This is a genomic window from Halonatronomonas betaini, assembly GCF_015666175.1.
Lineage (GTDB): Bacteria > Bacillota > Halanaerobiia > Halanaerobiales > Halarsenatibacteraceae > Halonatronomonas > Halonatronomonas betaini.
Window position 1 is genome coordinate 287,082 of sequence record NZ_JADPIE010000001.1, and the last position, 24,308, is coordinate 311,389.

At 35.9% G+C, this 24,308-nt stretch carries 20 protein-coding genes; all 20 read left to right on the forward strand.

Going from position 1 to position 24,308, the window contains the following annotated elements; all coding sequences use genetic code 11:
• The first annotated feature begins 126 nt into the window (after positions 1-126).
• The 20 genes from uvrB (at position 127) to gpmI (ending at position 24,301) form a co-directional block, all read left to right on the forward strand.
• Positions 127-2,154 (forward strand): excinuclease ABC subunit UvrB, encoded by a 2,028-nt coding sequence (uvrB, locus tag I0Q91_RS01480; RefSeq protein WP_270452403.1) that lies wholly within the window; start codon positions 127-129, stop codon positions 2,152-2,154.
• Positions 2,155-2,186: 32 nt separating this feature from the next.
• The gene (gene uvrA, locus I0Q91_RS01485; RefSeq protein ID WP_270452404.1) at positions 2,187-5,033 is read left to right on the forward strand and encodes an excinuclease ABC subunit UvrA; all 2,847 of its coding nucleotides are present in this window, start codon (positions 2,187-2,189) and stop codon (positions 5,031-5,033) included.
• 27 nt (positions 5,034-5,060) lie between these two features.
• The gene (gene uvrC / locus I0Q91_RS01490; RefSeq protein WP_270452405.1) at positions 5,061-6,893 is read left to right on the forward strand and encodes an excinuclease ABC subunit UvrC; all 1,833 of its coding nucleotides are present in this window, start codon (positions 5,061-5,063) and stop codon (positions 6,891-6,893) included.
• Positions 6,894-7,020: 127 nt separating this feature from the next.
• Positions 7,021-7,191 carry a 4Fe-4S binding protein gene (locus I0Q91_RS01495; RefSeq protein WP_270452406.1) on the forward strand — a complete coding sequence of 57 codons (171 nt, stop codon included), beginning with the start codon at positions 7,021-7,023 and terminating at the stop codon, positions 7,189-7,191.
• 121 nt (positions 7,192-7,312) lie between these two features.
• Positions 7,313-8,539: a serine hydroxymethyltransferase gene (locus tag I0Q91_RS01500; protein ID WP_270452407.1), complete on the forward strand. Its 1,227-nt coding sequence runs from the start codon at positions 7,313-7,315 to the stop codon at positions 8,537-8,539.
• A gap of 99 nt (positions 8,540-8,638) precedes the next feature.
• Complete coding sequence (locus tag I0Q91_RS01505; RefSeq protein ID WP_270452408.1) at positions 8,639-9,451, forward strand: Cof-type HAD-IIB family hydrolase; 813 nt, start codon at positions 8,639-8,641, stop codon at positions 9,449-9,451.
• A 26-nt stretch (positions 9,452-9,477) separates the two neighbouring features.
• Positions 9,478-10,188 carry a YesL family protein gene (locus I0Q91_RS01510; protein ID WP_270452409.1) on the forward strand — a complete coding sequence of 237 codons (711 nt, stop codon included), beginning with the start codon at positions 9,478-9,480 and terminating at the stop codon, positions 10,186-10,188.
• Positions 10,189-10,202: 14 nt separating this feature from the next.
• The gene (locus tag I0Q91_RS01515; protein WP_270452410.1) at positions 10,203-11,159 is read left to right on the forward strand and encodes an ROK family protein; all 957 of its coding nucleotides are present in this window, start codon (positions 10,203-10,205) and stop codon (positions 11,157-11,159) included.
• A 4-nt stretch (positions 11,160-11,163) separates the two neighbouring features.
• Entirely contained in the window at positions 11,164-12,090 is a 927-nt protein-coding gene (gene hprK / locus I0Q91_RS01520; protein ID WP_270452411.1) for an HPr(Ser) kinase/phosphatase, read from the forward strand.
• Positions 12,091-12,101: 11 nt separating this feature from the next.
• Positions 12,102-13,070 carry a glucodextranase DOMON-like domain-containing protein gene (locus tag I0Q91_RS01525; protein ID WP_270452412.1) on the forward strand — a complete coding sequence of 323 codons (969 nt, stop codon included), beginning with the start codon at positions 12,102-12,104 and terminating at the stop codon, positions 13,068-13,070.
• Entirely contained in the window at positions 13,063-14,031 is a 969-nt protein-coding gene (locus I0Q91_RS01530; protein ID WP_270452414.1) for a squalene/phytoene synthase family protein, read from the forward strand. Before I0Q91_RS01525 ends, I0Q91_RS01530 begins: the two co-directional genes overlap by 8 nt.
• A gap of 27 nt (positions 14,032-14,058) precedes the next feature.
• Entirely contained in the window at positions 14,059-14,910 is an 852-nt protein-coding gene (gene rapZ / locus I0Q91_RS01535; protein ID WP_270452416.1) for an RNase adapter RapZ, read from the forward strand.
• 12 nt (positions 14,911-14,922) lie between these two features.
• Positions 14,923-16,194: a gluconeogenesis factor YvcK family protein gene (locus I0Q91_RS01540; protein ID WP_270452417.1), complete on the forward strand. Its 1,272-nt coding sequence runs from the start codon at positions 14,923-14,925 to the stop codon at positions 16,192-16,194.
• A gap of 17 nt (positions 16,195-16,211) precedes the next feature.
• Entirely contained in the window at positions 16,212-17,150 is a 939-nt protein-coding gene (whiA, locus tag I0Q91_RS01545; RefSeq protein ID WP_270452418.1) for a DNA-binding protein WhiA, read from the forward strand.
• Positions 17,150-18,490 carry an RNA polymerase factor sigma-54 gene (rpoN, locus tag I0Q91_RS01550; RefSeq protein WP_270452419.1) on the forward strand — a complete coding sequence of 447 codons (1,341 nt, stop codon included), beginning with the start codon at positions 17,150-17,152 and terminating at the stop codon, positions 18,488-18,490. The genes whiA and rpoN overlap by 1 nt, the downstream gene beginning before the upstream one ends.
• A 162-nt stretch (positions 18,491-18,652) precedes the next feature.
• Positions 18,653-19,672: a sugar-binding domain-containing protein gene (locus I0Q91_RS01555; protein ID WP_270452420.1), complete on the forward strand. Its 1,020-nt coding sequence runs from the start codon at positions 18,653-18,655 to the stop codon at positions 19,670-19,672.
• A 51-nt stretch (positions 19,673-19,723) separates the two neighbouring features.
• Complete coding sequence (gene gap / locus I0Q91_RS01560) at positions 19,724-20,737, forward strand: type I glyceraldehyde-3-phosphate dehydrogenase (RefSeq protein WP_270452421.1); 1,014 nt, start codon at positions 19,724-19,726, stop codon at positions 20,735-20,737.
• 89 nt (positions 20,738-20,826) lie between these two features.
• Positions 20,827-22,014: a phosphoglycerate kinase gene (locus I0Q91_RS01565; RefSeq protein ID WP_270452422.1), complete on the forward strand. Its 1,188-nt coding sequence runs from the start codon at positions 20,827-20,829 to the stop codon at positions 22,012-22,014.
• A 6-nt stretch (positions 22,015-22,020) separates the two neighbouring features.
• Positions 22,021-22,776 (forward strand): triose-phosphate isomerase, encoded by a 756-nt coding sequence (gene tpiA / locus I0Q91_RS01570; RefSeq protein ID WP_270452423.1) that lies wholly within the window; start codon positions 22,021-22,023, stop codon positions 22,774-22,776.
• Positions 22,763-24,301, forward strand: coding sequence for a 2,3-bisphosphoglycerate-independent phosphoglycerate mutase (gene gpmI, locus I0Q91_RS01575; protein ID WP_270452424.1), 1,539 nt, complete (start codon positions 22,763-22,765; stop codon positions 24,299-24,301). The genes tpiA and gpmI overlap by 14 nt, the downstream gene beginning before the upstream one ends.
• Positions 24,302-24,308 lie beyond the last annotated feature (7 nt).

Sequence of the window (24,308 nt, forward strand, 5' to 3'; positions counted from 1 at the left end):
TAAAAATAGCTTTAAATTGATAATAATTACTGATATAATATTGAAAGTGGTACTTATGGTATTTGACAAACATTTGTATTATACTATAATATAAATAGAACTTGAAATTAAGAGGAGGCCTATTTGATGGAGGAAAAAGAATTTGAATTACATTCTCCTTATAGTCCAAAGGGAGACCAGCCAAATGCTATAAAAGATCTGGTAAAAGGCTTAGAGAAGGGTTATCGTCATCAGACTCTGCTTGGTGCTACCGGTACTGGCAAGACTTATACAATGGCTGCAGTTATTGAAAAGATCAACAGGCCGACTCTTGTTATTGCCCATAATAAAACTCTGGCTGCTCAATTGACCAGTGAATTTATGGAGTTTTTCCCGAATAATGCAGTTGGTTATTTTGTCAGTTATTATGATTATTATCAGCCAGAGGCCTATGTGCCCCATACTGATACTTATATAGAGAAAGATTCGTCTGTTAATGAGGATATTGATAAATTAAGGCTGGCAGCTACCAGTTCGTTATTTGAGCGCAGGGATGTATTAATTGTGGCCAGTGTTTCCTGCATCTATGGCCTGGGTTCACCAGAGGATTATCTGGAACTTTCCTGCGAGCTTGAAACTGGCAAGATTATGCCAAGAGATGATATTGTCAGAGACCTTTCAATGATGCAGTATAGCAGAAATGATATAGATTTTTCCCGGGGCCATTTTCGGGTTCGAGGGGATGTGATTGAGATCTTTCCAGCCTATAAGGATATTGCAATTAGAGTAGAGTTATTTGGTGATGAGATCGATAGAATTACAGAAATAAATACGGTGACTGGCGAGATTCTTGATGAGCACCGGCAGTTTACTGTTTTTCCAGCAAGTCACTTTGTTACTCCAGAGAAGAAGACCAAGAGAGCAATTGAGACTATTAGAGAAGAATTAAATGAGCGGCTTGAAGAATTAAGGAGCCAGGATAAATTAGTTGAGGCTCAAAGACTGGAGCAGCGAACCAGATATGACCTGGAGATGCTTGAACAGATGGGCTTCTGTTCTGGGATTGAGAATTATTCCAGGCATCTGGCCGGGCGGCCTCCTGGTTCCAGGCCGAAGACATTACTCGATTATTTTCCAGATGATTTTGTGGTGATGATCGATGAATCCCATAAGACTATTCCTCAGATTGGCGGGATGTATGCCGGTGATCGCTCCAGGAAGGAGAAGCTGGTTGAATATGGTTTCAGGTTGCCATCTGCCCTGGATAATCGTCCATTGAATTTTGAGGAATTTGAGGAGATTGTCAACCAGGCTGTCTATGTTTCAGCTACTCCTGCTGATTATGAGAGAGAGCATAGTCAGCAGATTGTTGAGCAGATTATCCGGCCTACCGGGCTGGTTGACCCGGAGATTGAAGTCAGGCCAACAAAGAATCAGATAGATGACCTGATTGGCGAGATCAGGGATGTTGTTGATAATAAAGGCAAGAGGGTTTTAATTACAACTCTGACCAAGAATATGGCTGAGGATTTAACTGAATACCTGGCTGAATCAGGCATTAGTGTCCGGTATCTCCATTCTGATATTGATACGATTGAGCGATCAGAGATTATTAGAGATCTCCGATTAGGAGAATTTGATGTGCTGGTTGGAATTAATCTCTTGAGAGAGGGTTTAGATCTGCCAGAGGTTGCCCTGGTTGCAATTCTTGATGCTGATAAGGAAGGCTTTCTCCGCTCTGAACGGTCATTGATTCAGACTATTGGTCGTGCCGCTAGAAATCGGGAAGGCTATGTTATTATGTATGCTGATAAGATGACTGGCTCAATGAAGAATGCGATTGCTGAGACTGATAGAAGACGGGAGATCCAGAAGGCTTTTAATGAGGAACATAATATAACTCCTCAGACTATCAAGAAACCGGTTAGAAAAGTTGTTAAGCCAGTTGAGATGGTCGTTAAAGAAGATGAAGATCTGACCTATGATCTTGATAATGAAGATGGAGATAAGACTGAAGATGTTGATATTACAGCAATGACTGACAGGGAACTGACAGATCGGATGATTGATCTTGAGGAAGAGATGGAAGATGCTGCTGATAATTTAGAGTTTGAGATTGCTGCCCAGATAAGAGATGAAATTGAAGAGATTGAAGCAGAATTAGAAAGCCGATAATTTTGGGCTTAAATATAGATGAGGTGAAATTAATGTCTCGAGATAAAATAATTGTTAAAGGTGCAAGTGAGCATAATTTGAAAAAGATAGATGTTGAAATACCAAGGGATAAGCTGGTTGTTATTACCGGGCTCAGTGGATCAGGTAAATCTTCACTGGCCTTTGATACGATTTATGCTGAGGGCCAGCGGAGATATGTGGAATCCCTCTCTGCCTATGCCAGGCAGTTTTTAGGCCAGATGGAGAAGCCTAAGGTTGATTATATTGAGGGGTTATCCCCGGCTATTTCTATTGACCAGAAATCGACTCAGAATAATCCCAGGTCTACAGTCGGTACAGTTACTGAAATTTATGATTACCTGAGATTGCTTTATGCCAGGATCGGTACTCCTCACTGTCCGGACTGTGGCAAGGAGATTGCCTCCCAGACTGTTGATGAGATAGTTGATCAAATTCTGGATTTACCAGAAGACGCTAAGATTCAGATTCTGGCTCCTGTTGTGAAGAGTCGGAAAGGTGAGCATCGTAAAGTTCTGGCCAGGGCCAGGAGGAATGGTTTTGTCAGGGCCAGAGTCGATGGGGAGAATCATCTTCTGGAAGATGAGATTGAGCTGGATAAGAATTATAAGCATGATATTGAGATAGTTGTTGATCGGCTTAAGATCCGTTCAGATATCAGGAATCGTCTGGCTGATTCTATTGAGACGGCACTGGAGAATGGAGAGGGTCTGGTTATTATTGATCAGATTGATGGTGATGAATTAACCTTTAGCGAGAAATTTGCCTGTCCGGACTGTGGGGTTAGCCTGGAAGAATTAACTCCTAGAATGTTTTCCTTTAACTCACCCTATGGTGCCTGTTCTAACTGTGATGGCCTCGGGATAAAGAAGGAATTTGACCCAGACTTGTTATTAAACAGGGAGAAGCCGATTTCAGATGGTGGAATAATCCCCTGGGCTAACTCTTCAAGTAGATATTATCCTCAGCTGCTAGAGGCACTGGCTGAGGAATATGATTTTTCACTGGATACACCAATTAATGAATTGCCTGAGAAAATAGTAGAGGTTATTCTCAATGGTTCTAATAGACAGCTTGAATTTCCTTATACTAATAGATATGGCAGAACTAGAAAGCATAAGACGACTTTTAAGGGGATTATTGGCTATTTAAGAGAGCGAATTAATAAATCAGATTCACCTGGTTCCCATAAACGGCTTGAAAAATATATGAGCGAACGGCACTGTCAGGTTTGTGGAGGTCAGCGGTTGAAGCCAGTCGTTCTGGCGGTTACAATCGGAGGGAAATCGATTGCTGAATTTACCAGTATGTCAATTGGAGAATCCCTGGACTTTCTTGATGAGATTGATGAAAACCTCGATGATAGATCGAGAAAAATTGGTGAAGAGATTTTAAAAGAAATTAAGAATAGGATTACATTTTTGAATGATGTTGGCCTTGATTATCTAACTCTGGATCGGTCAGCAGGAACTCTCTCCGGTGGTGAAGCCCAGAGGATTAGGCTGGCAACCCAGATTGGTTCAGGTTTGATGGGAGTTCTCTATATCCTTGATGAACCAAGTATTGGACTTCATCAGAGAGATAATAACAGGTTATTAAGGACTCTTGAGCATATTAGAGATCAGGGTAATACTGTGATTGTTGTCGAGCATGATGAAGAGACAATTAGAGCTGCTGATTATATTATTGATATTGGCCCAGGTGCCGGTAAAAACGGCGGTGAAGTCGTGGCTAGCGGAGATTTAAATGATATTATTAAGGCTAAAGATTCTCTGACTGGCAAGTTTTTAAGAGGCGATGAAAAGATTCCAATTCCAGCAGAGAGATATGAGCCAAATGGTAAATATCTAAAGATAAAAGGTGCCAGACAGCATAATCTTAAAAATATTGACGTAGATATTCCATTGGGAACTTTTACCTGTGTAACTGGAGTTTCTGGTTCTGGCAAGAGTACTCTTATTAATTATATTTTGAAGAGAAGGTTGATGCAGGAATATTATAAGTCTACTGATAAACCAGGAGATCATGATGAGATTGAGGGGATTGATCAGCTTGATAAGGTTATCAATATTGATCAGTCTCCGATTGGCAGGACTCCAAGATCCAACCCGGCGACTTATACAAAGGTATTTAATTATATCAGAAAGCTTTTTGCTGATACTCCTGAGTCCAGACGGAGAGGTTATAAGAAAGGACGATTTAGCTTTAATGTGAAAGGTGGCCGCTGTGAAGCCTGTAGTGGTGATGGTATTATTAAAATAGAGATGCATTTCCTTTCAGATATTTATGTTCCCTGTGAGGTCTGTGGAGGCAAAAGGTATAATCGTGAGACCCTTGAGATCAAGTATAAGGGCAAGACTATAGCAGATGTTTTAGATATGACTGTTAGTGAGGCCCTTGAATTCTTCGAGAATATACCACCCCTTCAGAGGCGTTTAAAGACTATTAAAGATGTTGGTCTCGGGTATATTCGACTTGGACAGCCAGCAACAACTTTATCTGGTGGAGAAGCCCAGCGAATTAAGATTTCCACTGAACTTGGCAAGCGGAGCACAGGTAAGACATTATATATTCTTGATGAGCCGACAACTGGTTTACATTTTGCAGATATTAAGAAGCTGCTTAAAGTTCTCCATCGTTTAAGGGAAGGTGGCAATACTGTAATTGTAATCGAGCATAACCTTGATGTGATTAAATCTGCTGATTATATTATTGACCTTGGACCTGAGGGTGGCGATAAAGGTGGCCAGGTACTGGCAACTGGAAGCCCTGAGGAGATTGCCCAGGTTGAAGATTCATACACAGGCTACTTTTTGGATCAGGTTTTAAATGGTAGTAAATCAAATAAGGCAACTGGATAACTATTTAAAACGGAGGGATATTTAGTAATGGCTGAAATAGAAGAACAGTTAAAGGAACTTCCAGATAGCCCTGGGGTATATTTGATGAAGAATAAATCCAGGGAGATAATCTATGTTGGCAAGGCTAAATCCCTCCGGAACCGGGTTAGATCATATTTTAGAAAAGGTAATCATACCTATAAAAATACTATTCTGATCAGACATATTGATGATTTTAATTATATTGTTACTGATACTGAGGTTGAGGCTTATATTTTAGAGGCTAATCTGATTAAGAAATATAATCCTAAATTTAATATTAGGTTGAAGGATGATAAGTCTTATCCTTATTTAAAGATAACAACCCAGGATGATTTTCCCAGGATCTTTAAGACCAGGATAGTTAAAAAGGATGGTAACAAGTATTTCGGACCATATGCTGATGTTGATGCTATTTATAAAACTATTGATCTTTTGAAGGATATCTTTAAATTGAGAACCTGTAAAAAAGAGATAATTGCAGGCAAACCTGAATCCAGACCCTGTCTTAATTTTCATATCAATAAATGTTCTGGACCCTGTATCGGTGAAATCTCAAAAGAAGAGTACCGTAGAGATATTGAATTGATTGCGGATTTTTTAGCCGGGAGGCAGGGTAATCTGATTAAGCTGGTGACAGAAAAGATGGAGGAAACTGCAGCAAATCAGGAATATGAGAAGGCAGCTTTTTATAGAGATGGCCGAAAAGCTTTAAAAGAGATGGCCAGACAGCAGAAGATTATCACTGGTGATGATGGCAATAGAGATGTAATGGCGATTGCAACTGAGCCAGAAAGTGATACAGCCTGTGCTCAGATTTTAATTGTTCGCCATGGAAGACTGATTGGCCAGGATTATATTCTTTTAGAAGGTGCCGCTGATACTGAAGAAGAGGAGTTGCTCAGTTCTTTTATTACTCAGTATTATACTCAAAATCAGGATATACCTGAAGAGATATTGACTTATCAAAGGCCTGTCAATCAAAATAAACTAAAAGAGTTTCTTAGTAGCCAAAAAGGTTTTAAAGTTAGATTGCATTATCCTGAAAAAGGTGAGAAGAAAAGATTAACTGATATGGCCAGGAGAAATGCTGAGCAGAATTTAAAAAGATCATTAATTAAAAAGCGTTATCAGCAGGAAAAGTCTGCAAAAGAATTAAGCCAATTGCAGGAATATCTGGAACTTGAGAATAAACCATTTCATATTGAAGGTTTTGATATTTCTAATATCCAGGGGACAGACACAGTTGCCTCTCTGGTAGTTTTTAAGCATGGTGAGCCTGCCAAGGACCAATATAGACGTTTTAAGATAAAGACAGTTTCTGGCCCTGATGATTTTGCCAGTATGAAAGAGGTTATAAAAAGAAGATATTCTCGGATTTTAGAAGAAGGCAGGAAACTTCCTGATTTAATTTTGATTGATGGAGGAAAGGGACAACTTAGTGTTGCTGTTGAAGTACTTGATAAATTGGGACTGGCTCAGCTTGATATTATTGGATTGGCTAAAAGAGAGGAAGAAGTATTTCTGCCAGACCGATATGAGCCTGTAATCTTACCTGTTAATTCACCTGGTCTTCATCTTTTACAGAGAGTTCGGGATGAGGCTCACAGGTTTGCAGTTAATTATCATAGAAAGCTTAGAAGCCGGAGGCTTACTCATAGCATGCTTGATCAAATTCCAGGGGTTGGGCCTTCTCGTCGGAAAAGCTTACTCGAACATTTTGGATCTCTGGCTGAAATCAGATCTGCCAGCATAGAAAAATTGACTGAAGTATCTGGTATAAGTGATGCAACGGCAGAAAAAATATATAATTATCTGCAGGAGCATGTTAAACCAGGTTGATTTTTTTAAATTATAACTAATAATATCTATTGACATTGGCCTGAATGCTAGATATAATAGCAATAGAATTGTGGATATTTTATCAACATATTTTTGTAATAATGATCATCTAAGGAGGTGAGCTTGAATGGCTTATGTGATTTCTGATGATTGTATTTCCTGTGGCGCCTGTGAACCAGAATGTCCTGTAGAGGCAATCAGTGAAGGAGATTCAATATATGTTATCGACGCTGATACCTGTATAGATTGTGGTGCCTGTGAACCTGTATGCCCAGTTGATGCTATTAGCCCTGAATAAATTTTACTTATTTGCCGGAGTTTCTCTCCGGCTTTTTTTCCATTTATTTATTAAATTTAATTTAATAAATAAATAATAAATACAGTTTTAATGTAACTGTTATAAAGGGGAGATGATTTTTTTGAAAGAAATTAAAAAGGTTGACCCGGAGATTGCAGATATTATTAATGAGGAACAGGATCGACAGGATAATAATATTGAGTTAATTGCATCCGAGAACTTTGTTAGTGAAGCTGTTAAAGAAGCAGCTGGTTCCTGTATGACTAATAAATATGCTGAAGGTTATCCTGGCAAGAGATATTATGGTGGATGTGAAGTGGTTGATAAAGCTGAAAGGCTTGCTATTGAGAGAGCAAAAGAACTATTTGATGCTGACCATGCTAATGTACAGCCTCATTCAGGCTCCCAGGCCAATCAGGCAGTTTATTTTGCAACTCTCTCACCTGGAGATACTGTCCTGGCAATGGATTTAACCCATGGAGGTCACTTAACCCACGGTAGTCCTGTTAACATGTCTGGAGAATATTATAATTTTGTTCATTATGGTGTTGATAAGAACAAAGAAGTTATAGATTTTGAACAGGTTAAGATGCTTGCTGAAGAATATCAACCTAAAATGATTGTTGCAGGTGCAAGTGCTTATCCCAGGATTATTAATTTTAAGAAGTTTAGAAAGATTGCTGATGAAGTTGGAGCTTACTTTATGGTTGATATGGCTCATATTGCCGGGCTTGTTGCAACTGGTCTTCATCCAAATCCTGTGGAAGAAGCTGATTTTGTTACGACAACAACTCATAAAACTTTAAGAGGTACCAGAGGTGGCTTGATACTCTGTAAAGAGGAGTATGCCAAAAAGATTGACAAAGCTATTTTTCCTGGAATTCAGGGTGGACCATTAATGCATATTATTGCTTCAAAAGCGGTTTCCTTTAAAGAGGCACTTAGCGAAGAATTTGCAGAATATCAGGAGAAAGTTGTTAGAAATGCAAGGGCATTAGGTGAAAAATTACAGGATTATGGTATGAGACTTGTTTCTGGTGGAACAGATAATCACTTACTGTTAGTTGATCTAACTAATATGGATATTACAGGTAAAGAAGCTGAAGAGGCTTTAGATAAAGTTGCAATTACTGTTAATAAGAATACTATTCCCTTTGAAACCAGGAGCCCTTTTGTAACCAGTGGAATTAGAATTGGAACTCCAGCTGTAACAACCAGGGGTATGGGTGAAGAAGAGATGAAACAGATCGGTGAATTTATGTATGAAACATTAAAGAACTATGATAATGATGATAGATTAGCAGAAATTAAAAAGGATGTCCTTGCCTTAACGAATGAATTTAAATAAAAAGACTATTAAATGGGGCGCCTTCCTGGCGCTCTTTTTTTATTTGGCAGGAATTTTGTATTAAAACTTGAATAGTTATAGTATAGAGGTGATAAAAAAATGAATTATAAAATGATTGCAATTGATCTAGATAATACATTATTAACTTCTGAGAAAAATATTGACCAGGAGACGATCGATTTAATTAAAAAAGCAGATGAAGCCGGCAAGAAGGTTATACTGGCTACTGGAAGAATGTTTGAGGCAGCAGTTAATTTTCTTGAAGAGCTTGAGTTAAATACTCCTTTAATAACATATAATGGGGCTCTTATAAAGAATAAGGACGGAAAGGTAATACAGGAAAATTTGATTTCTGATGAATTAACTAAAGAGGTTGTTGAATTTGCAGAAGACTTTGGTTTGCATATTCAGTATTACAGTGAGGGAAATTATTATTATCGCTGGGAAAATAATTATGCCAGAGAATATGGGGAAATTACTGGTCTAACAGGGATTGAAACCAGAGTTAAATTGCAAAATTATATTGAAAAACCTGCTCTTAAATTATTAGTTATTGAGGAAGAAGAGAAAAGAAGGGAATATTTTAAAAAAGAATTATATAAGTATTACAAACATCGTTTAAGTATATCTTCATCTATGGAAACATATATAGAAATTACTGCATCCAATGTAAATAAGGGCAGGGCATTAGCTGATCTGGCTGATAGCTATAATATTTTACCAGAAGAAATAATAGCTGTTGGTGATGGTTATAACGATCTTCCGATGCTTGAAATGGCGGGTTTAGGAGTGGCGATGGAAAATGCTTCTGAAAAAGTCAGGGCAAAGGCTGATAGAATTACCCAATCAAATGATGATCAAGGGGTTGCTAAAGTATTAGAGTATCTATTATCTTGCAATGAAAGGGCATAGTAGATATAATTAAGGGAGGGCTTGAATTGTTAGTTGTTCAGATTATGAAAGAGGTTTTTAAAACATTTTACGGAGGGCTTTTTAAAGCTATAATTTTAAATTTGATCTGGTTTTTATTAATTTCACCGATAGTTTTTTTGTTTGTTAATGGTATTTATCTTGATTTTTTTATACCATTTATGTTGCCTGTTTTAATCCTTGGGCCTATTATTTTGACAGGCTTAAATCTTTTAAATAAAATATATCAGAATGAAGATTTTAGTTTAAAGGGGATATTTAATACAGTTAAAAGCTCCTTTTTTCCTGGACTCCTGGCAATTGTCTATGGGATTGCAGTATATCTTATTTTAATAATTGATATCTGGTTTTTTTATGGTAGAAGCGAAGGTAATCTATTGTTTTTAGTCTTAACTGCTTTATTTGTTTATTTGACTGTATTTTTTAGTATTACCCAATTATATTTCTGGGGCCTGCTAGTTCATGGTAAAAAGCTAACATTATGGACTAAAATAAAGAGGTCTTTTTTTCTGGCTGTCGATAATATCCTGCAATCTTTTTTATGGCTGGCAATTGTTATGGCTATCACTGGAGGATTTTTATACTTTACTCCAATTTTTCCGGCATTATATTTCAGTATAACAGGTTTGACAATTATCATTGGAACTGATAAATTTCTAAATACCTATAAAGAAAATGATTATGAAAAGTTAATGAGTAATGGTAAATTAAGTGACTGAGAGGGAGATATTAAATGGCTAATTATTTTGTTGGTGTTGATTTAGGGGGAACTAAAATATTAACTGCTGTTGCTGACCAGAAGGGTAATATTCTGGCAGATGTTAAAATGGCAACTGAAGTTGAAAAGGGCGAAGAACATATAATAAATAATATTGATAAAAGCATAAGAACAGCAGTTGGCAAGGCTGAATTAGGTCTGGAAGAAATAAAAAGAATTGGAGTTGGCAGTCCTGGGCCTCTTAGTATTAAAAAGGGGATAGTTTATGAAACTTCTAATCTTCCCTTTGAGAACTTTCCAATTGTTGAGATGCTTGAATCAAAAGTTAATATACCGGTTGTGCTTGAAAATGATGCAAATGCTGCTGCTCTAGGAGAAAAACTATTTGGGGCAGGTATTGATAGTGAGTTTATGGCATATATTACAATTAGTACAGGTATTGGTGGAGGCCTGGTTTTTGGTGAAAAAGTTTTTCACGGCAGCAATGATGGAGCAGGTGAAGTAGGTCATATGATAATTGAACCATCAGGACCTACCTGTGGTTTTGGTCAGCATAGAGGTTGTCTTGAGGCGATGGCATCAGGGACTGCTATTATCAGGGATGTCAAAAATGAATTAAGAAATGACTTAAATAAATCTCTTAAAAATTATCAGGGTAAGATTGAGGATATTGATGGTTATGATATTGCTAAAGCAGCCAGAGATGGTGATGAACTGGCAATTAAAATTTATCAGGAGGCTGGCAGATATCTCGGGATTGGAGTGGCTAATTTAATTAATCTCTTTAATCCTGATACAATAGTATTTGGCGGGGGAGTAATGAAGGCCAAGGAATTATTCTGGTCTGAAATGAAAAAATCTGTAAGAGACAATGCATTGAGGGCTTCTGCCAATGACTGTAGTTTTTTAGAGGCTGTATTAGGAGATAATACCGGTGTGATTGGAGCAATAGCGGTAGCTATAAAGGGGTGATTTCTTGGTAGATAAAAAGCCATCTGTAACTGTTAAAGAAATTCAAGAAGAATTATCTATTAGTTTACTTGCTGGAGAAAATAATATTGATAGAAAAATTGAGGTTAGTGATTTAAAGCGGCCAGGTATTGAACTGGCTGGATACTGGAAGCATTTTGTGCCTGAGCGAATACATATTTTAGGTACAACTGAAATATCATTTTTAGAAGGTCTTGCTGAGGATATTTTAAAAGAACGGCTTGAAAAATTTTATAGCTTAGATCCCAGAGCTGTTATTGTGACTAGAAATATAAAACCTATGGGTCAGTTAATAGACCTTGCCAATAAATATAATATACCACTTTTGCAGTCTGAGATCTCAACAACCAGATTTATAAGCAGACTGACGGCCTTTTTAGAAGATAAATTAGCTCCTATTATTATAGAACACGGGGTTTTAGTTGATATATACGGATTAGGAATTTTAATTCGAGGAAAAAGCGGGATTGGTAAAAGCGAGACAGCTGTAGAATTAATAAAGAGAGGACATCGGCTTGTTGCTGATGATAAAATAAATATTAGAGCTATAGGTGAAAGAGAGTTAATAGGGACTGCACCTGAATCGATTAAGCATTTTCTTGAGATGCGAGGAATTGGAATTATTAATGTTAAGAGGTTATTTGGGGCTGGAGCAGTTAAAGATTTTACCAGAATCGATATGGTTGTTCATCTGGATAAGTGGAAAGATGACAAAAGCTATGAAAGACTTGGTCTTGATAGTTATGAGACTGATATTCTTGGTATAAGTATTCCAGAATTAACGATACCGGTTAGGCCAGGCAGAAATATAGCTCTAGTACTTGAAGTTGCAGCAATGAATCACCGTTTAAATACAATGGGATATAACGCTGCTGAAGATTTGACGGAGAAAATTAAGAAGAAGGAAAGTTAGGAGAGCTTTTCATGTATCGTAAATTTATTATTATATTTTTAATCGCAATAATATTTATGCCAGGGGTAATTTTTTCAAATGATGATTTTGATAATGAGTATTTTGAGACTATCTATTATGGTGAGGACCCTGCAGGAGATGATTATGGCCCAGGTGCTTATAGATATCCAGGGCATAGAGTTTTTCAACCAGGAGAAGGCCATTTTGATTTAAAATCATTTGAAATCCAGGCCTTTAACAGTGAGTATAGATTTATTTTTGAATTTGGAGAGATTGAAAACCCATGGGATGGCAAATATGGCTTTAGCCATCAATTGATTCATATGTACTTTGACACATATTCAGAAACAGGTCAATCAGAGTTGTTTAGACCAGGAGCCAGGGTGAAGCTTAATCCAGATTTTCCCTGGGATTATCATCTTCAATTTAGTGGCTGGTGGCTTAGGTTGATGGATACAGAAGATGACCCTGATGATCTTGTTAGAGATATTTTAAATGTTGATGCTGAAATTTCTCCCTGGGATGTATATGATATTAATGTTGAAGTCCTTGACAGTAAAATAATACTTGAATTGCCTGAGGAATATCTTGGAGATATTCAGGGGAGTAAGTTTTATTTGCTTGTTGGAGGTTTTGATCCCTTTGGAGAGGATAATTTCAGGCCAGTCCAAAATTATAGAACAAACTGGTCATTTTATTATGATCAGTATTTAGATGAATCTAATAATTTTGTGCAGGAAGAGGCAACCAGAGTTATAGATTATTTTTATCCTGAACCTGGTTATCAGGAAGAGTTTTTAGGGGTTAATTTTGATGAGATCTCTTATTTAAAGCCTATTAAAATTCCGCTACCTGAAAAAACATTTATTGAATTGATCCGTGATTATAGTTACTTGATTGCATTTATATATAGTATAATTAGCTTTTTTATTATTTCGTATATTTTATATTTTATTATAAGGAGTGCCAGTGATGAATAAAGATGCTTTGAGATTTTGCAGAAGAATTTTAAAAGAAGTTTCAAGAAGTTTCTCTTTAACTATCCCAATGCTAGATTCTGAGATAAAGAATGCTGTTATGATTGTCTATTTGCAGGATAGGTTGCTTGATAATTTTGAAGATGAATTACCAGAATTGGCTGATGATAAACGGAAAAAATTAATGGATAAGGTTGTTGAGATATTTAATCCAGCTCATCGGCAGGAGCCACCTGAAACCCAGGAAATTCAGGGTTATGCTGATGAATTTATTGATGATTCATTGAAGGTTTTAACTGCAAATGTTAATCTGCTCTGGGAAGCTTATCATGGTCTGGATTCCTATGTTAAGGCCAGATCTTTTCACTGGCTAAAAGAAATGAACTCTGGAATGCAAAAATATTTAGATCAAGAGATAAAAACCTTCTCTGATTTAGATGAATATTGTTATTATGTAGCAGGAACTGTTGGAGGATTTCTTTCAGATTTAATTATTGCGAAATTTAATTTGAATAAGGGACAGGCTAAAATTTTAAAGGATAATTTCAATGAGGCTGGTTTGTTTTTACAGAAAGTGAATATTACCAGAGATATCCGGGAAGACATATTAAATCGAGATAGGATATTTTGGCCTCTAGAGCAATTAGGTCTTAAGAGGGATCAGTTATTAAGTAGAGATTTCAAAGAGAAGTCACTTTTAGCTTTACAAAAAATGTTAGAGAATATTGAAAAACATGTTCCTGCATTAATTGAATATTATAATGCTCTACCTGATGAAGCAAGTGGTTATAAGAGGTTTTTTGCAGTAAATAATGCTCTAGGATTGGCAACAATTGATCGCTTAAGTAATAATGAGGCAGTTTTTTATAGTTCAAAGCCAGTAAAAGCTTCTAAATTAGAGTTTATGGCAATAATGAAATCTCCAGAAAGAAAGTTATATGAATATGCTGAGGAAATTATGTAATTTTTTTGAGCTTGAAAGGTGGTAAATATGCGTTTTATTATTATTACAGGGATGTCAGGTGCCGGTAAATCACTAGCTCTGGATACTCTTGAAGATAAGGGTTATTATTGTGTCGATAATCTTCCTCCGGCTTTAATAATTAAATTTGCTGAATTATGCAGTCATTCAGGCCAGGAGAAGGTTGCGCTGGTAAGTGATATAAGGGGAAGACAATTTTTTGATGAGTTAATTAACTGTTTAAATGAATTGGATGAAGATGATTTTGATTATGAACTATTATTTTTAGAGGCAGAGGATAATACTTTGGTTCAAAGGTATAAAGAGACAAGAAGGAGACATCCACTGGATAAAGAGGGCAGGCTTTTAGAGGCTATTAAAAAAGAAAGAGAGTTACTCTCTGAAATCAAGGGGAAAGCAACAAAAATAATAGATACAAGTAAGCTTTCTGTTAATAAATTTAGAGAAGATTTAAATCGCACCTTTGGAAATGATAAAGAAGGTCGAGGTGGAATTTTAATATCCTTGATTTCATTTGGTTTTAAATATGGCGCACCGATTGATGCAGATACTATTTTTGATGTCCGTTTTATGCCAAATCCCCATTACATTGATGATTTAAGGCCGTTAACTGGAGAAACTGATGAGGTCCAGGAATATATTTTCAAATGGCCAGTTGTAAACAGGTTTTATGATAAACTATTTGATTTTATGAAATTTTTGCTTCCAGAATATATTAAAGAGGGCAAAAGTCATTTTACAATTGGAATAGGCTGTACCGGTGGCAAACATAGGTCTGTTGCTTCTGTGATCCGCTTAAAGGAATATTTAATTGGTTTAGGATATAAAGTCAGTCTGGAGCATAGAGATATAAACAAATAGGTGGCGGTTATTTTGAAATTACTTAAATGGTTTTATCCAGGTATAAAATTAAAGAGATGGATATTTTTATTATTATTAGGATTATCATTTGTGATTATTGGTTTATTATTGGTTTTCAATCGACAGCTATTAAGTTATATCCAGGTGAATATTGATGTATGGGTTGAAATGATAGATCTGCCAAGACAACTTGTAACTAATTTGTTAGGGGGATTATATCTTATTGGTGGCATAATTCTGGTGATGTTCTCTTTAAGAAAGATGTTTGATAGAATTAGTCACAAGAATGAAAAATTGGTTGATGATTTATATCAGAAAGAGATATTACAAAAGGGTTCAAAAGTTGTTGCTCTTGGTGGAGGTACAGGACTTTCAACTCTTTTAAGAGGTTTAAAATTAAAAACTAGTAATATAACTGCCATAGTTACTGTTGCCGATGATGGTGGTAGCTCAGGAAAATTAAGAGATGAACTCGGGATGCCGCCACCAGGTGATATCAGGAACTGTCTTGTTGCCCTTGCAGATACTGAGCCATTAATGGAAGAACTTTTTCAATACCGATTTAGCAATGAAGGTCATCTGGTTGGTCATAGTTTTGGTAATCTTTTTATAGCTTCAATGTCTGAAGTTTTAGATGATTTTGAGGAGGCTATTAAAGAATCAAGTAAGGTTCTTGCAATTAGAGGACAGGTACTTCCAGCTACCAATGAAAATGTACAGCTTGGTGCAATTTATAAAGATGAAAGCCAGCAGATTGGTGAATCTTTAATTCCAGTTGCTGGTAAAGAAATTGATAAAGTCTTTTTAGAACCTTCTAATTGTAAGCCATCTCAGAGGGCTCTTGAATCTATTAGAGAAGCTGATTTAATTGTATTAGGACCAGGGAGTCTTTATACAAGTCTATTACCAAATTTATTGATTGATGAAATACAGAATGAGATTAAAAAAAGTAATGCTGAAAAAGTTTTTATCTGTAATGTTATGACCCAGCCTGGAGAGACTAATAATTTTTCTGCTGCGGATCATCTAAAAGCAATTTATGATCATGTTGGTGATAAAATTTTTGATTGGATTATTGTAAACAAAAAAGAGATATCTGGTAAATCAGTTAGAAGATATGAAGAGGAAGGAGCATTTCCAGTTAAAATTGATTATGATGAGTTAGAGAAACTGGGTGTTAAAATTAAAGAAGAAGATCTTCTGGCCAAGAATGATGATAATACGTATTTACGCCATAACCCAGAAAAATTAGCTAATGTAGTTTTAAATATTCTAAAAGAGTAATAGCTGGAGGCTTAAAAATGTCTTTTACAGATGAAGTTAAACATGAATTAATCAGATATGAAAATCAAACTTTTAAAGAGAGGAAATCTGAATTTGCTGCTTTATTGCGAATTACAGGCTCTATCTCTATAATCAATAAAAAGCTTTCTGTGCAATTAAAATTAAATTATGGCGATTTAGCCCGTCTGATCTACAGATGGTTGAAAAATAATTATCAGTTGGAGCTTGAAATTATTGTTAGGAAAAATACTACTTTAAAGAAAGAACAATATTATGAGTTAAATCTTCCACCGCAGGATGGGATAGATGAGCTTTTAGCTGATTTAGGCATTTTTGATAAGGATAGAGGTCTTGATTTTTCGATTAAACCTGAATTTCTTCAGGCTGATAGTTCAGGTCGAGCTTATTTAAGAGGTCTTTTTATTGGAGGAGGGTCAATTAATCATCCCCGGAGTGGCTATCATTTAGAATTTCGTTGCGAGCATTATGCTCAGGCAAAGGATTTAATAAAACTACTCTCCTTATTTGATATATCTGCAAAAATGGTTGATCATAAAGATAGATATATGGTTTATTTAAAAGATTTTGAAAGCATCACTAAATTATTGAATTTAATTGGTGCCCAACAGTCTCAACTTAAAATGGAAGACACAAAAATTTTAAGAGAGATAAAAAATGATGTAAATAGGAAATTAAATTTTGAAACTGCTAATTTAGATAAGACAGTTGAAGCTGCTATGCGACAGATTGAAGATATTGAACTGATAGAACAGGAGATTGGACTGATAAATCTAACCTCTTCTCTTCAGGAGATTGCCCGTTTAAGGATGAAGAATCCCTATGCCAGTATTAAAGAGCTTGGTGAGAAGCTGGATCCACCACTAAGTAAATCAGGTGTTAATCATCGATTAAGAAGACTTCATAAAAAAGCAGAAAAAATCAGGGGGAATAATTAATGGATTTAAAGATGGATATAAATATTGAGCAGCGCCAGGAATTAATTATGACCCCTAAATTACAGATGGCTATCAAATTATTACAATTTTCCAGTCTGGAGCTTGAAGAATATCTGGATGAAGAGCTTTTAGAAAACCCTATTCTTGAAAAAGAAGATAAAAAAGAGGAATGGGAAGAAAGTCTTGAAGATCATTATAATTCAAAAAACTTCAGGTCTGTATCTAATTCCAGTGAAGGAAAAGATCGTGAGAGTTTTGAGAGCTATACAAATTATCGCCCTGGATTACTGGAACATCTGGAAAGTCAGCTTTATGAAGTTTTGCCAGAATCAGAATTAGAGTTAGGGCAATATATAATAGGTAGTTTAAATCAGGAGGGGCTTTTGATTCCTTCGATAGAAGAAATTGCAGAAGAAACAGGCAGGGATCCTGTATTGATTAATAAGGTTTTAGAAAAAATTCAACGCCTAGATCCAGTTGGAATAGCCTCCAGAACTATAAAAGAGGCACTATTAATACAACTTGAGACACTTGGTGGTAATAATGAACTTGCTATTAAAATTGTGACAGGTTGCTGGGATAAACTGAATGAACTTTCCATAAAAAAGTTGAAGAAAAAATATAAAGTAACTGAAGAGGAAGTTTTGTATGCCCTTGAAAAAATTAAGAACCTTCAGCCAAGGCCTGCCTCATTATACTCTAATGATGAATTGAAAACTGATTATATAGAACCTGATATTATTATCAAAAAAGATAAGGAAGATTATTATGCTGAATTAAATTCAACTAATACTCCTTTATTATCTATAAACCCAAAATATTATAGTTTAATGAAAAATACTGAAGATGATGAGACAAATGAATTTTTAAAGAAAAAATTCAAGGCTGCTATCTGGTTAATCAGGGCAATTGAACATAGAAGGATGACATTGCTTAAAATTAGTAATGTTTTAATAAATAGGCAGAAAGAGTTTTTAGATAAAGGAGTAAAATATCTTAAACCTTTAACCATGCAGGAAGTAGCTGATGAGATTGAAATGCATGAGTCAACAGTTAGTAGAGCCAGCAATGATAAATATGTTCAAACTCCCCAGGGTTTGTATACTATGAAATTTTTCTTTGCCAGTGGTGTTGATAACCGTTCTTCTGCCAGTATAAAGGCTTTAATAACAGAATATATTAATAAAGAAGATAAAGATAAACCATATAGCGACAATAAATTGTCAGAAATTTTAACAAACAATGAAGGCATTGATTTATCAAGGAGAACAATTGCTAAATATAGAAATAGTCTTGATATTCCTTCTTCTGTTGAGAGGAAAAAATGGAAAAGGTGTTAAATGTCTAAATTAGCACTTGCAAAAAGAAAATTATTATACTATAATTAGGTCGAAGATGAAAATAAGGTTTTTTTGTAAGTCCCGGGACAAAAATGTTCAAGAAGGACAATTATGTTCCCGGCAAGGCGTTTAAGTTCTTCTAACACCCAGGAGTGGTGAATTGTGGATTATCTTTTTAAGGTTCAAAAAAAAATAGTGCCTGAAGTTATTGAGTTAGCAGAGGTTAGATATTCTATATTAAAAAAAATCTATCATGAAGAACCTATTGGCAGAAGGTCTTTGTCTGAAGGACTTAATTTAAGTGTGCGGCAGGTAAGAAATGAGCTTGAATTTTTAAATGAACAGGGTTTAATTAAAGTCAGTAGAGCAGGAGTTTCACTAACTCAAGAAGGTAAGGATTTTATTACTGAGCTCGAATTATATTTTACTGAAATTAAAGACTTCGCTAATCTTGAAAAAAAAGTAGAAGAAAAATTAGGTATCAATGAAGTTTTGATAGTTCCCTGTAATTTAGAGCATTCGAACTTAATCAGGGAAATAGGCAGGGTTGCTGCTAACTATCTTAGAAGACTTTTAAGGACAGGAGATATAATAGCAATTACTGGTGGTTATACAATGTCTCAGGTTGCAGAGATGATGCCTTTTTGTGATGAAAGATATGAAAATACAATAGTTGTTCCTGGTAGAGGTGGCCTTGGAGAAGAAGTAGATATACAGGCTAATACCATAGCAGCTTCTATAGCCAAGAAAATAGGCGGAAAATACTATCTTTTGCAGGTTCCTGATAATCTTAAGGTAGAAAATATTTCTTTAATCAAAGATGAACCTTCTATTCAAAAGACATTAAACATATTGGGAAAAGCAAATATTTTAGTTCATGGAGTTGGAAATGCAGCTGAAATGTCAGCCAGGAGAGGAATGGATCAATCTGAAATAGATGATATTTTATCTAAGGGAGCTATTGGAGAAGCTTTTGGTTATTATTGTAATTTAGATGGGGAGATTGTTTATTCAACACCTTCAATAGGTTTAAGTTTAGAAGAGGTTGAAAATATTGGGACTGTCATTGCTGTTGCAGGTGGTGAAAAGAAAGCTGAAGCTATCAAGTCGATAATATCTCCAAAATATCAGGATGTCCTAATAACTGATGAGGAGACAGCAAGAAGAATAATATCCCTATAGTTTAGGGAATTATTAATAAATTTTGTTAAATAATATCAGGAGGGTGATAAAATGAGTGTGAAAATTGGAATTAATGGTTTTGGAGCAATTGGAAGAAGGGTTATAAGAAGTTCTTATCAGAATGATGAGGTTGAATTTGTAGCTGTTAATGATCTTATTGAACCACAGCAGTTGGCTTATTTACTCAAGTATGATAGTAATTTTGGTAAATTGGACGCTGAAGTTGACTATACAGATGATAGCATAATTGTTGATGGTAAAGAGATAAAAGTATTATCTGAGAAAGATCCTGCTCAGTTACCCTGGGGAGAATTAGGTGTTGAAGTTGTAATTGAAGCTACTGGTTTGTTTACTGATGGCGAAAAAGCTAAAAAGCATTTAGAAGCCGGTGCAAAAAAAGTTATAATTTCTGCTCCTGCTAGCAATGAAGACTTTACAACTGTTTTAGGTGTTAACTTTGATAAATATGATCCAGAAAAGCATGATATTGTTTCAAATGCATCATGTACAACTAATGGACTTGCTCCAATCTGTAAAGTCCTAGATGATAAATTTGGAATTGAAAAAGGTTTAATGACAACTATTCATGCATATACATCATCACAGAATATTCTTGATGGGCCATTTGCCTGGAAAAAGATTACAAGAGGTAGGGCTGCAGCTGAAAATATTGTTCCTACAACTACTGGAGCAGCTAAAGCTATCTCTGATGTAATGCCACAGTTAGATGGAAAGCTTGACGGTATGGCTGTTAGAGTTCCAACTCCTACAGGTTCCCTAATTGATATGGTTGTTGATCTTGAAGAAGATGTAACAGAGGAAGATATTCATAAAGCGATGAAAGAGGCATCTGAAGGTGAATTAGATGGTATATTAGGTTATTCTGAAGATCCTATTGTTTCAAGAGATGTTTTTGGAGACCCGCATTCTTCAATTTATGATCCGCATCATACTAAAGTTATTGGTGGAAACCAGGTTAAAGTTTTATCCTGGTATGACAATGAATGGGGTTATTCCTGTCGCCTTATAGATCTTGCAATTAAAATAAAAGAAGCAGGACTCTAAATTATAATTATTAAAATATAGCAGGTGGCTTAAATATGAGTCGCCTGCTATAATATTCTGATATACTGGTATTAACGGAGGGATAATAGATGAAAAAAGCGTTAAAAGATTTTGACTTTAAAAACAAGAAAGTATTAGTTCGTGTTGATTTTAATGTACCTCTTGATGGAGATCAGGTAACAGATGATACTAGAATTGAAGCAGCTCTGCCAACAATTAGATTTCTTATGAACGAAGATGCTAAAGTTATTTTAATGTCCCACTTAGGCAGGCCAGGAGGTAAGGTTGTTAAAGAGTATAAATTGGATCCAGTTGCAGATAGACTTGCTGATTTATTAGGAAAAGAAGTCTATAAAACTGATGAATCTATAGGCAGAGAAGTTGAAGAAGCAATTGAGAAAATGGATGATGGTGATGTGCTTTTATTAGAAAATACAAGATTCCACCCAGGAGAGAAGGGCAATGATCCTGAGTATGCTAAAGCTCTTGCAGGTCTAGCAGATGTATTTGTTAATGATGCATTTGGAGCAGCACACAGGGCCCATGCATCAACTACTGGAGTTGCTGAGCATCTTCCAGCTATTGCAGGCTTTTTGATTCAGAGAGAACTTGAAGCTTTAGGCAGAGCAACTGATAATCCTGAAAAGCCTTATACTGCAATAATTGGTGGTGCAAAGGTTTCAGATAAAATGGATGTTATTAAAAATATAATTCCAAGAGCAGATTATCTTCTTTTAGGTGGAGGAATTGCGAATACATTCTTGCTTGCAAAGGGTTTAGAAGTTGGCGATTCACTTGTAGAAGAAGACAGGGTAGAGCTTGCAAAGGAGATTATGGATGAAGCTGCTGTTAAAGGCATAGAAGTTATATTGCCAGAGGATGTAGTTGTTGCTAAAGAATTTAAAGCAGATAGTGAGTATAAAGTTGTTGATGTTAAACAGGTTCCTAAAGGCTGGCAGATTCTTGATAGTGGTGGTCCAAAGACATTAGAAAAATATAAGGATATAATAAAGAAGTCTAAAACAGTTACCTGGAATGGTCCGATTGGTGTTTTTGAGATGGATCAATTTGCAAAAGGAACTATGGAACTTGCAAAAGCACTTGCAGAGAGTGATGCTTATTCAGTTGTAGGCGGTGGAGAGTCTGCTGCTGCAATTAAAAAAGCTGGTGTTGAAAGCGATATATCCCATGTTTCCACTGGTGGCGGAGCTTCTCTTCAATTCTTTGAAGGCAAGCCATTACCAGGAATAGAAGCATTAGATGACTTAGAGGAGTGATTAATTATGCGTAAACCTTTTATAGCTGGTAACTGGAAGATGAATAAAACACCTTCAGAAGCCAGAGAATTAGTAAATAAATTAAAAGAGATAACAGGAAATAGAACAGATGTTGATATGGCTGTCTGTCCAAATGATGTTTCTTTACAGGGAGTGGTTGAAGAGCTGGCAAGTACTAATATTAAAGTCGGAGCCCAGAATATGCACTGGAAAGAATCTGGTGCTTATACTGGCGAAACTGCTCCAGGTATGTTAGCTGATCTTGGAATAGAGTATATAATTATTGGCCATTCAGAAAGAAGACAGATTTTTAATGAGACAGATCAGGATGTTAATAGAAAGGTTAAATCTGCATTACAATATGATTTAAAACCGATAATTTGTGTTGGAGAATCTTTAGCTGAAAGAGAGGCTGGCAAAACTAAAGAGACTGTAACCTTTCAGGTAAAAGCAGCCTTAGCAGGAGTTAGATCTGAGGATATTGAAAAGGTTACTATTGCCTATGAACCTATCTGGGCAATTGGAACTGGAGAAAGTGCTTCAGCCGAGCAGGCAGCAGATACAATTAATAAAATCAGGAAAATTATAGCTGAATTAGCACCTGGCAAAGAATCTGAAGTAAGAATTCAATATGGGGGCAGTGTTAAACCTCATAATATAGAAGAGTTCATGTCTAAACCTGATATTGATGGTGCTCTTGTTGGTGGGGCTAGCTTAGAAGCAGAAAGCTTTGCTGGAGTGATAGAGAATGCCAGCAAATAGACCTAAACCACTGGCTCTGGTTATTATGGATGGTTACGGTATTGCACCCAGAGAAGACGGGGATGCCACCAGAGCTGCTAAAACACCATATTTAGATGAACTATTTAAAAATAATCCTACATCACAATTAGGTGCCTCTGGAGAATCAGTAGGTTTGCCTGATGGTCAAATGGGAAATTCAGAAGTTGGGCATTTGAATTTAGGCAGCGGAAGAATTATTTATCAGGATTATACCAGAATTAATAAGGCTCTTGAAGATGATGAATTAATTAGCAATCCAAAGATTAGAGAAGCTTTTGATCATGCTAAATCAAATAAATCGGCTCTTCATTTGATGGGATTATTATCTGACGGAGGTGTTCATAGTCATATCAGACACCTTTTTGGATTGCTAGAGGCAGCTAAAAGATCAGATATTAAAGATGTTTATATACATGCAATCTTAGATGGTAGAGATACACCTCCTCAGAGCGCCATTAAGTATTTAGAAGAGCTAGAAAATAAAATAGATGAAATTGGCATTGGAGAGATAGCTACAGTGAGCGGCAGATATTATACAATGGATAGAGATAACCGTTGGGAAAGAACTGAACTTGCCTATAATGCATTAGTTTTAGGTGAAGGTAAAAAGGCTGATTCAGTTATAAAAGCAGTAAAAAAATCATATCAAGATGATGTAGATGATGAATTTGTAATTCCTGTTGTTATTAATTCTGAGGGCAGAATTAAAGATGATGATTCTGTCTTTGTATTTAACTTTAGAGCTGATAGAGTAAGACAGATTACAAAGGCACTAGCATTAGAAAACTTTGATAAATTCAAACGCCCTAAAGATCATCCAGATAATTTATATTATCTTTGTATGACTGAATATGATGAAGAATTTGATCTTCCTGTTGCCTTTGGTCCCCAGCAAATAGATGATACATTAGGTGAGGTCCTTAGCAGAGAAGGATTAAAACAATTAAGAATTGCTGAAACTGAAAAATATGCCCATGTAACTTTCTTCTTTAATGGTGGAGTAGAAGTTGCTAATCAAGGTGAAGATAGAGTTTTGATTCAGTCGCCACAGGAAGTTGCAACCTATGATCAGAAACCGGAAATGAGTGCAGAAGAAGTTACAGATAAATTACTTGAATTACTTGATGATGGAAATTATGATGTGATAATTTTAAATTATGCTAATTGTGATATGGTTGGTCATTCAGGTGATTTTGATGCAGCTGTTAAAGCTGTTGAGGCAGTAGAGAGAGGTGTATCACAAATTGTTCCAGCTATACTTGAAAGAGGTGGTCAGGTATTATTGACAGCAGACCATGGTAATGCTGAACAGATGAAAGAAGAGGATGGTAGTCCATTTACTGCTCATACTATAAATCCGGTCCCCTTAGCTTATTTAGGTGGCCCAGTAGAGGCAAGCATTGAATCTGGGATTTTAGCAGATATTGCGCCAACCATGCTCGATATCTTAGGTATTGAAAAGCCTGAATCAATGACTGGAAAATCTTTAATTAAAAATAAATAGGAGTGAT

Coding starts and splice junctions, on each gene's coding strand:
- uvrB (WP_270452403.1), top strand. CDS start 127: ATGGAGGAAAAAGAATTTGAATTACATTCTCCTTATAGTCCAAAGGGA.
- uvrA (WP_270452404.1), top strand. CDS start 2,187: ATGTCTCGAGATAAAATAATTGTTAAAGGTGCAAGTGAGCATAATTTG.
- uvrC (WP_270452405.1), top strand. CDS start 5,061: ATGGCTGAAATAGAAGAACAGTTAAAGGAACTTCCAGATAGCCCTGGG.
- I0Q91_RS01495 (WP_270452406.1), top strand. CDS start 7,021: ATGGCTTATGTGATTTCTGATGATTGTATTTCCTGTGGCGCCTGTGAA.
- I0Q91_RS01505 (WP_270452408.1), top strand. CDS start 8,639: ATGAATTATAAAATGATTGCAATTGATCTAGATAATACATTATTAACT.
- I0Q91_RS01515 (WP_270452410.1), top strand. CDS start 10,203: ATGGCTAATTATTTTGTTGGTGTTGATTTAGGGGGAACTAAAATATTA.
- I0Q91_RS01525 (WP_270452412.1), top strand. CDS start 12,102: ATGTATCGTAAATTTATTATTATATTTTTAATCGCAATAATATTTATG.
- I0Q91_RS01530 (WP_270452414.1), top strand. CDS start 13,063: ATGAATAAAGATGCTTTGAGATTTTGCAGAAGAATTTTAAAAGAAGTT.
- rapZ (WP_270452416.1), top strand. CDS start 14,059: ATGCGTTTTATTATTATTACAGGGATGTCAGGTGCCGGTAAATCACTA.
- whiA (WP_270452418.1), top strand. CDS start 16,212: ATGTCTTTTACAGATGAAGTTAAACATGAATTAATCAGATATGAAAAT.
- rpoN (WP_270452419.1), top strand. CDS start 17,150: ATGGATTTAAAGATGGATATAAATATTGAGCAGCGCCAGGAATTAATT.
- gap (WP_270452421.1), top strand. CDS start 19,724: ATGAGTGTGAAAATTGGAATTAATGGTTTTGGAGCAATTGGAAGAAGG.
- I0Q91_RS01565 (WP_270452422.1), top strand. CDS start 20,827: ATGAAAAAAGCGTTAAAAGATTTTGACTTTAAAAACAAGAAAGTATTA.
- tpiA (WP_270452423.1), top strand. CDS start 22,021: ATGCGTAAACCTTTTATAGCTGGTAACTGGAAGATGAATAAAACACCT.
- gpmI (WP_270452424.1), top strand. CDS start 22,763: ATGCCAGCAAATAGACCTAAACCACTGGCTCTGGTTATTATGGATGGT.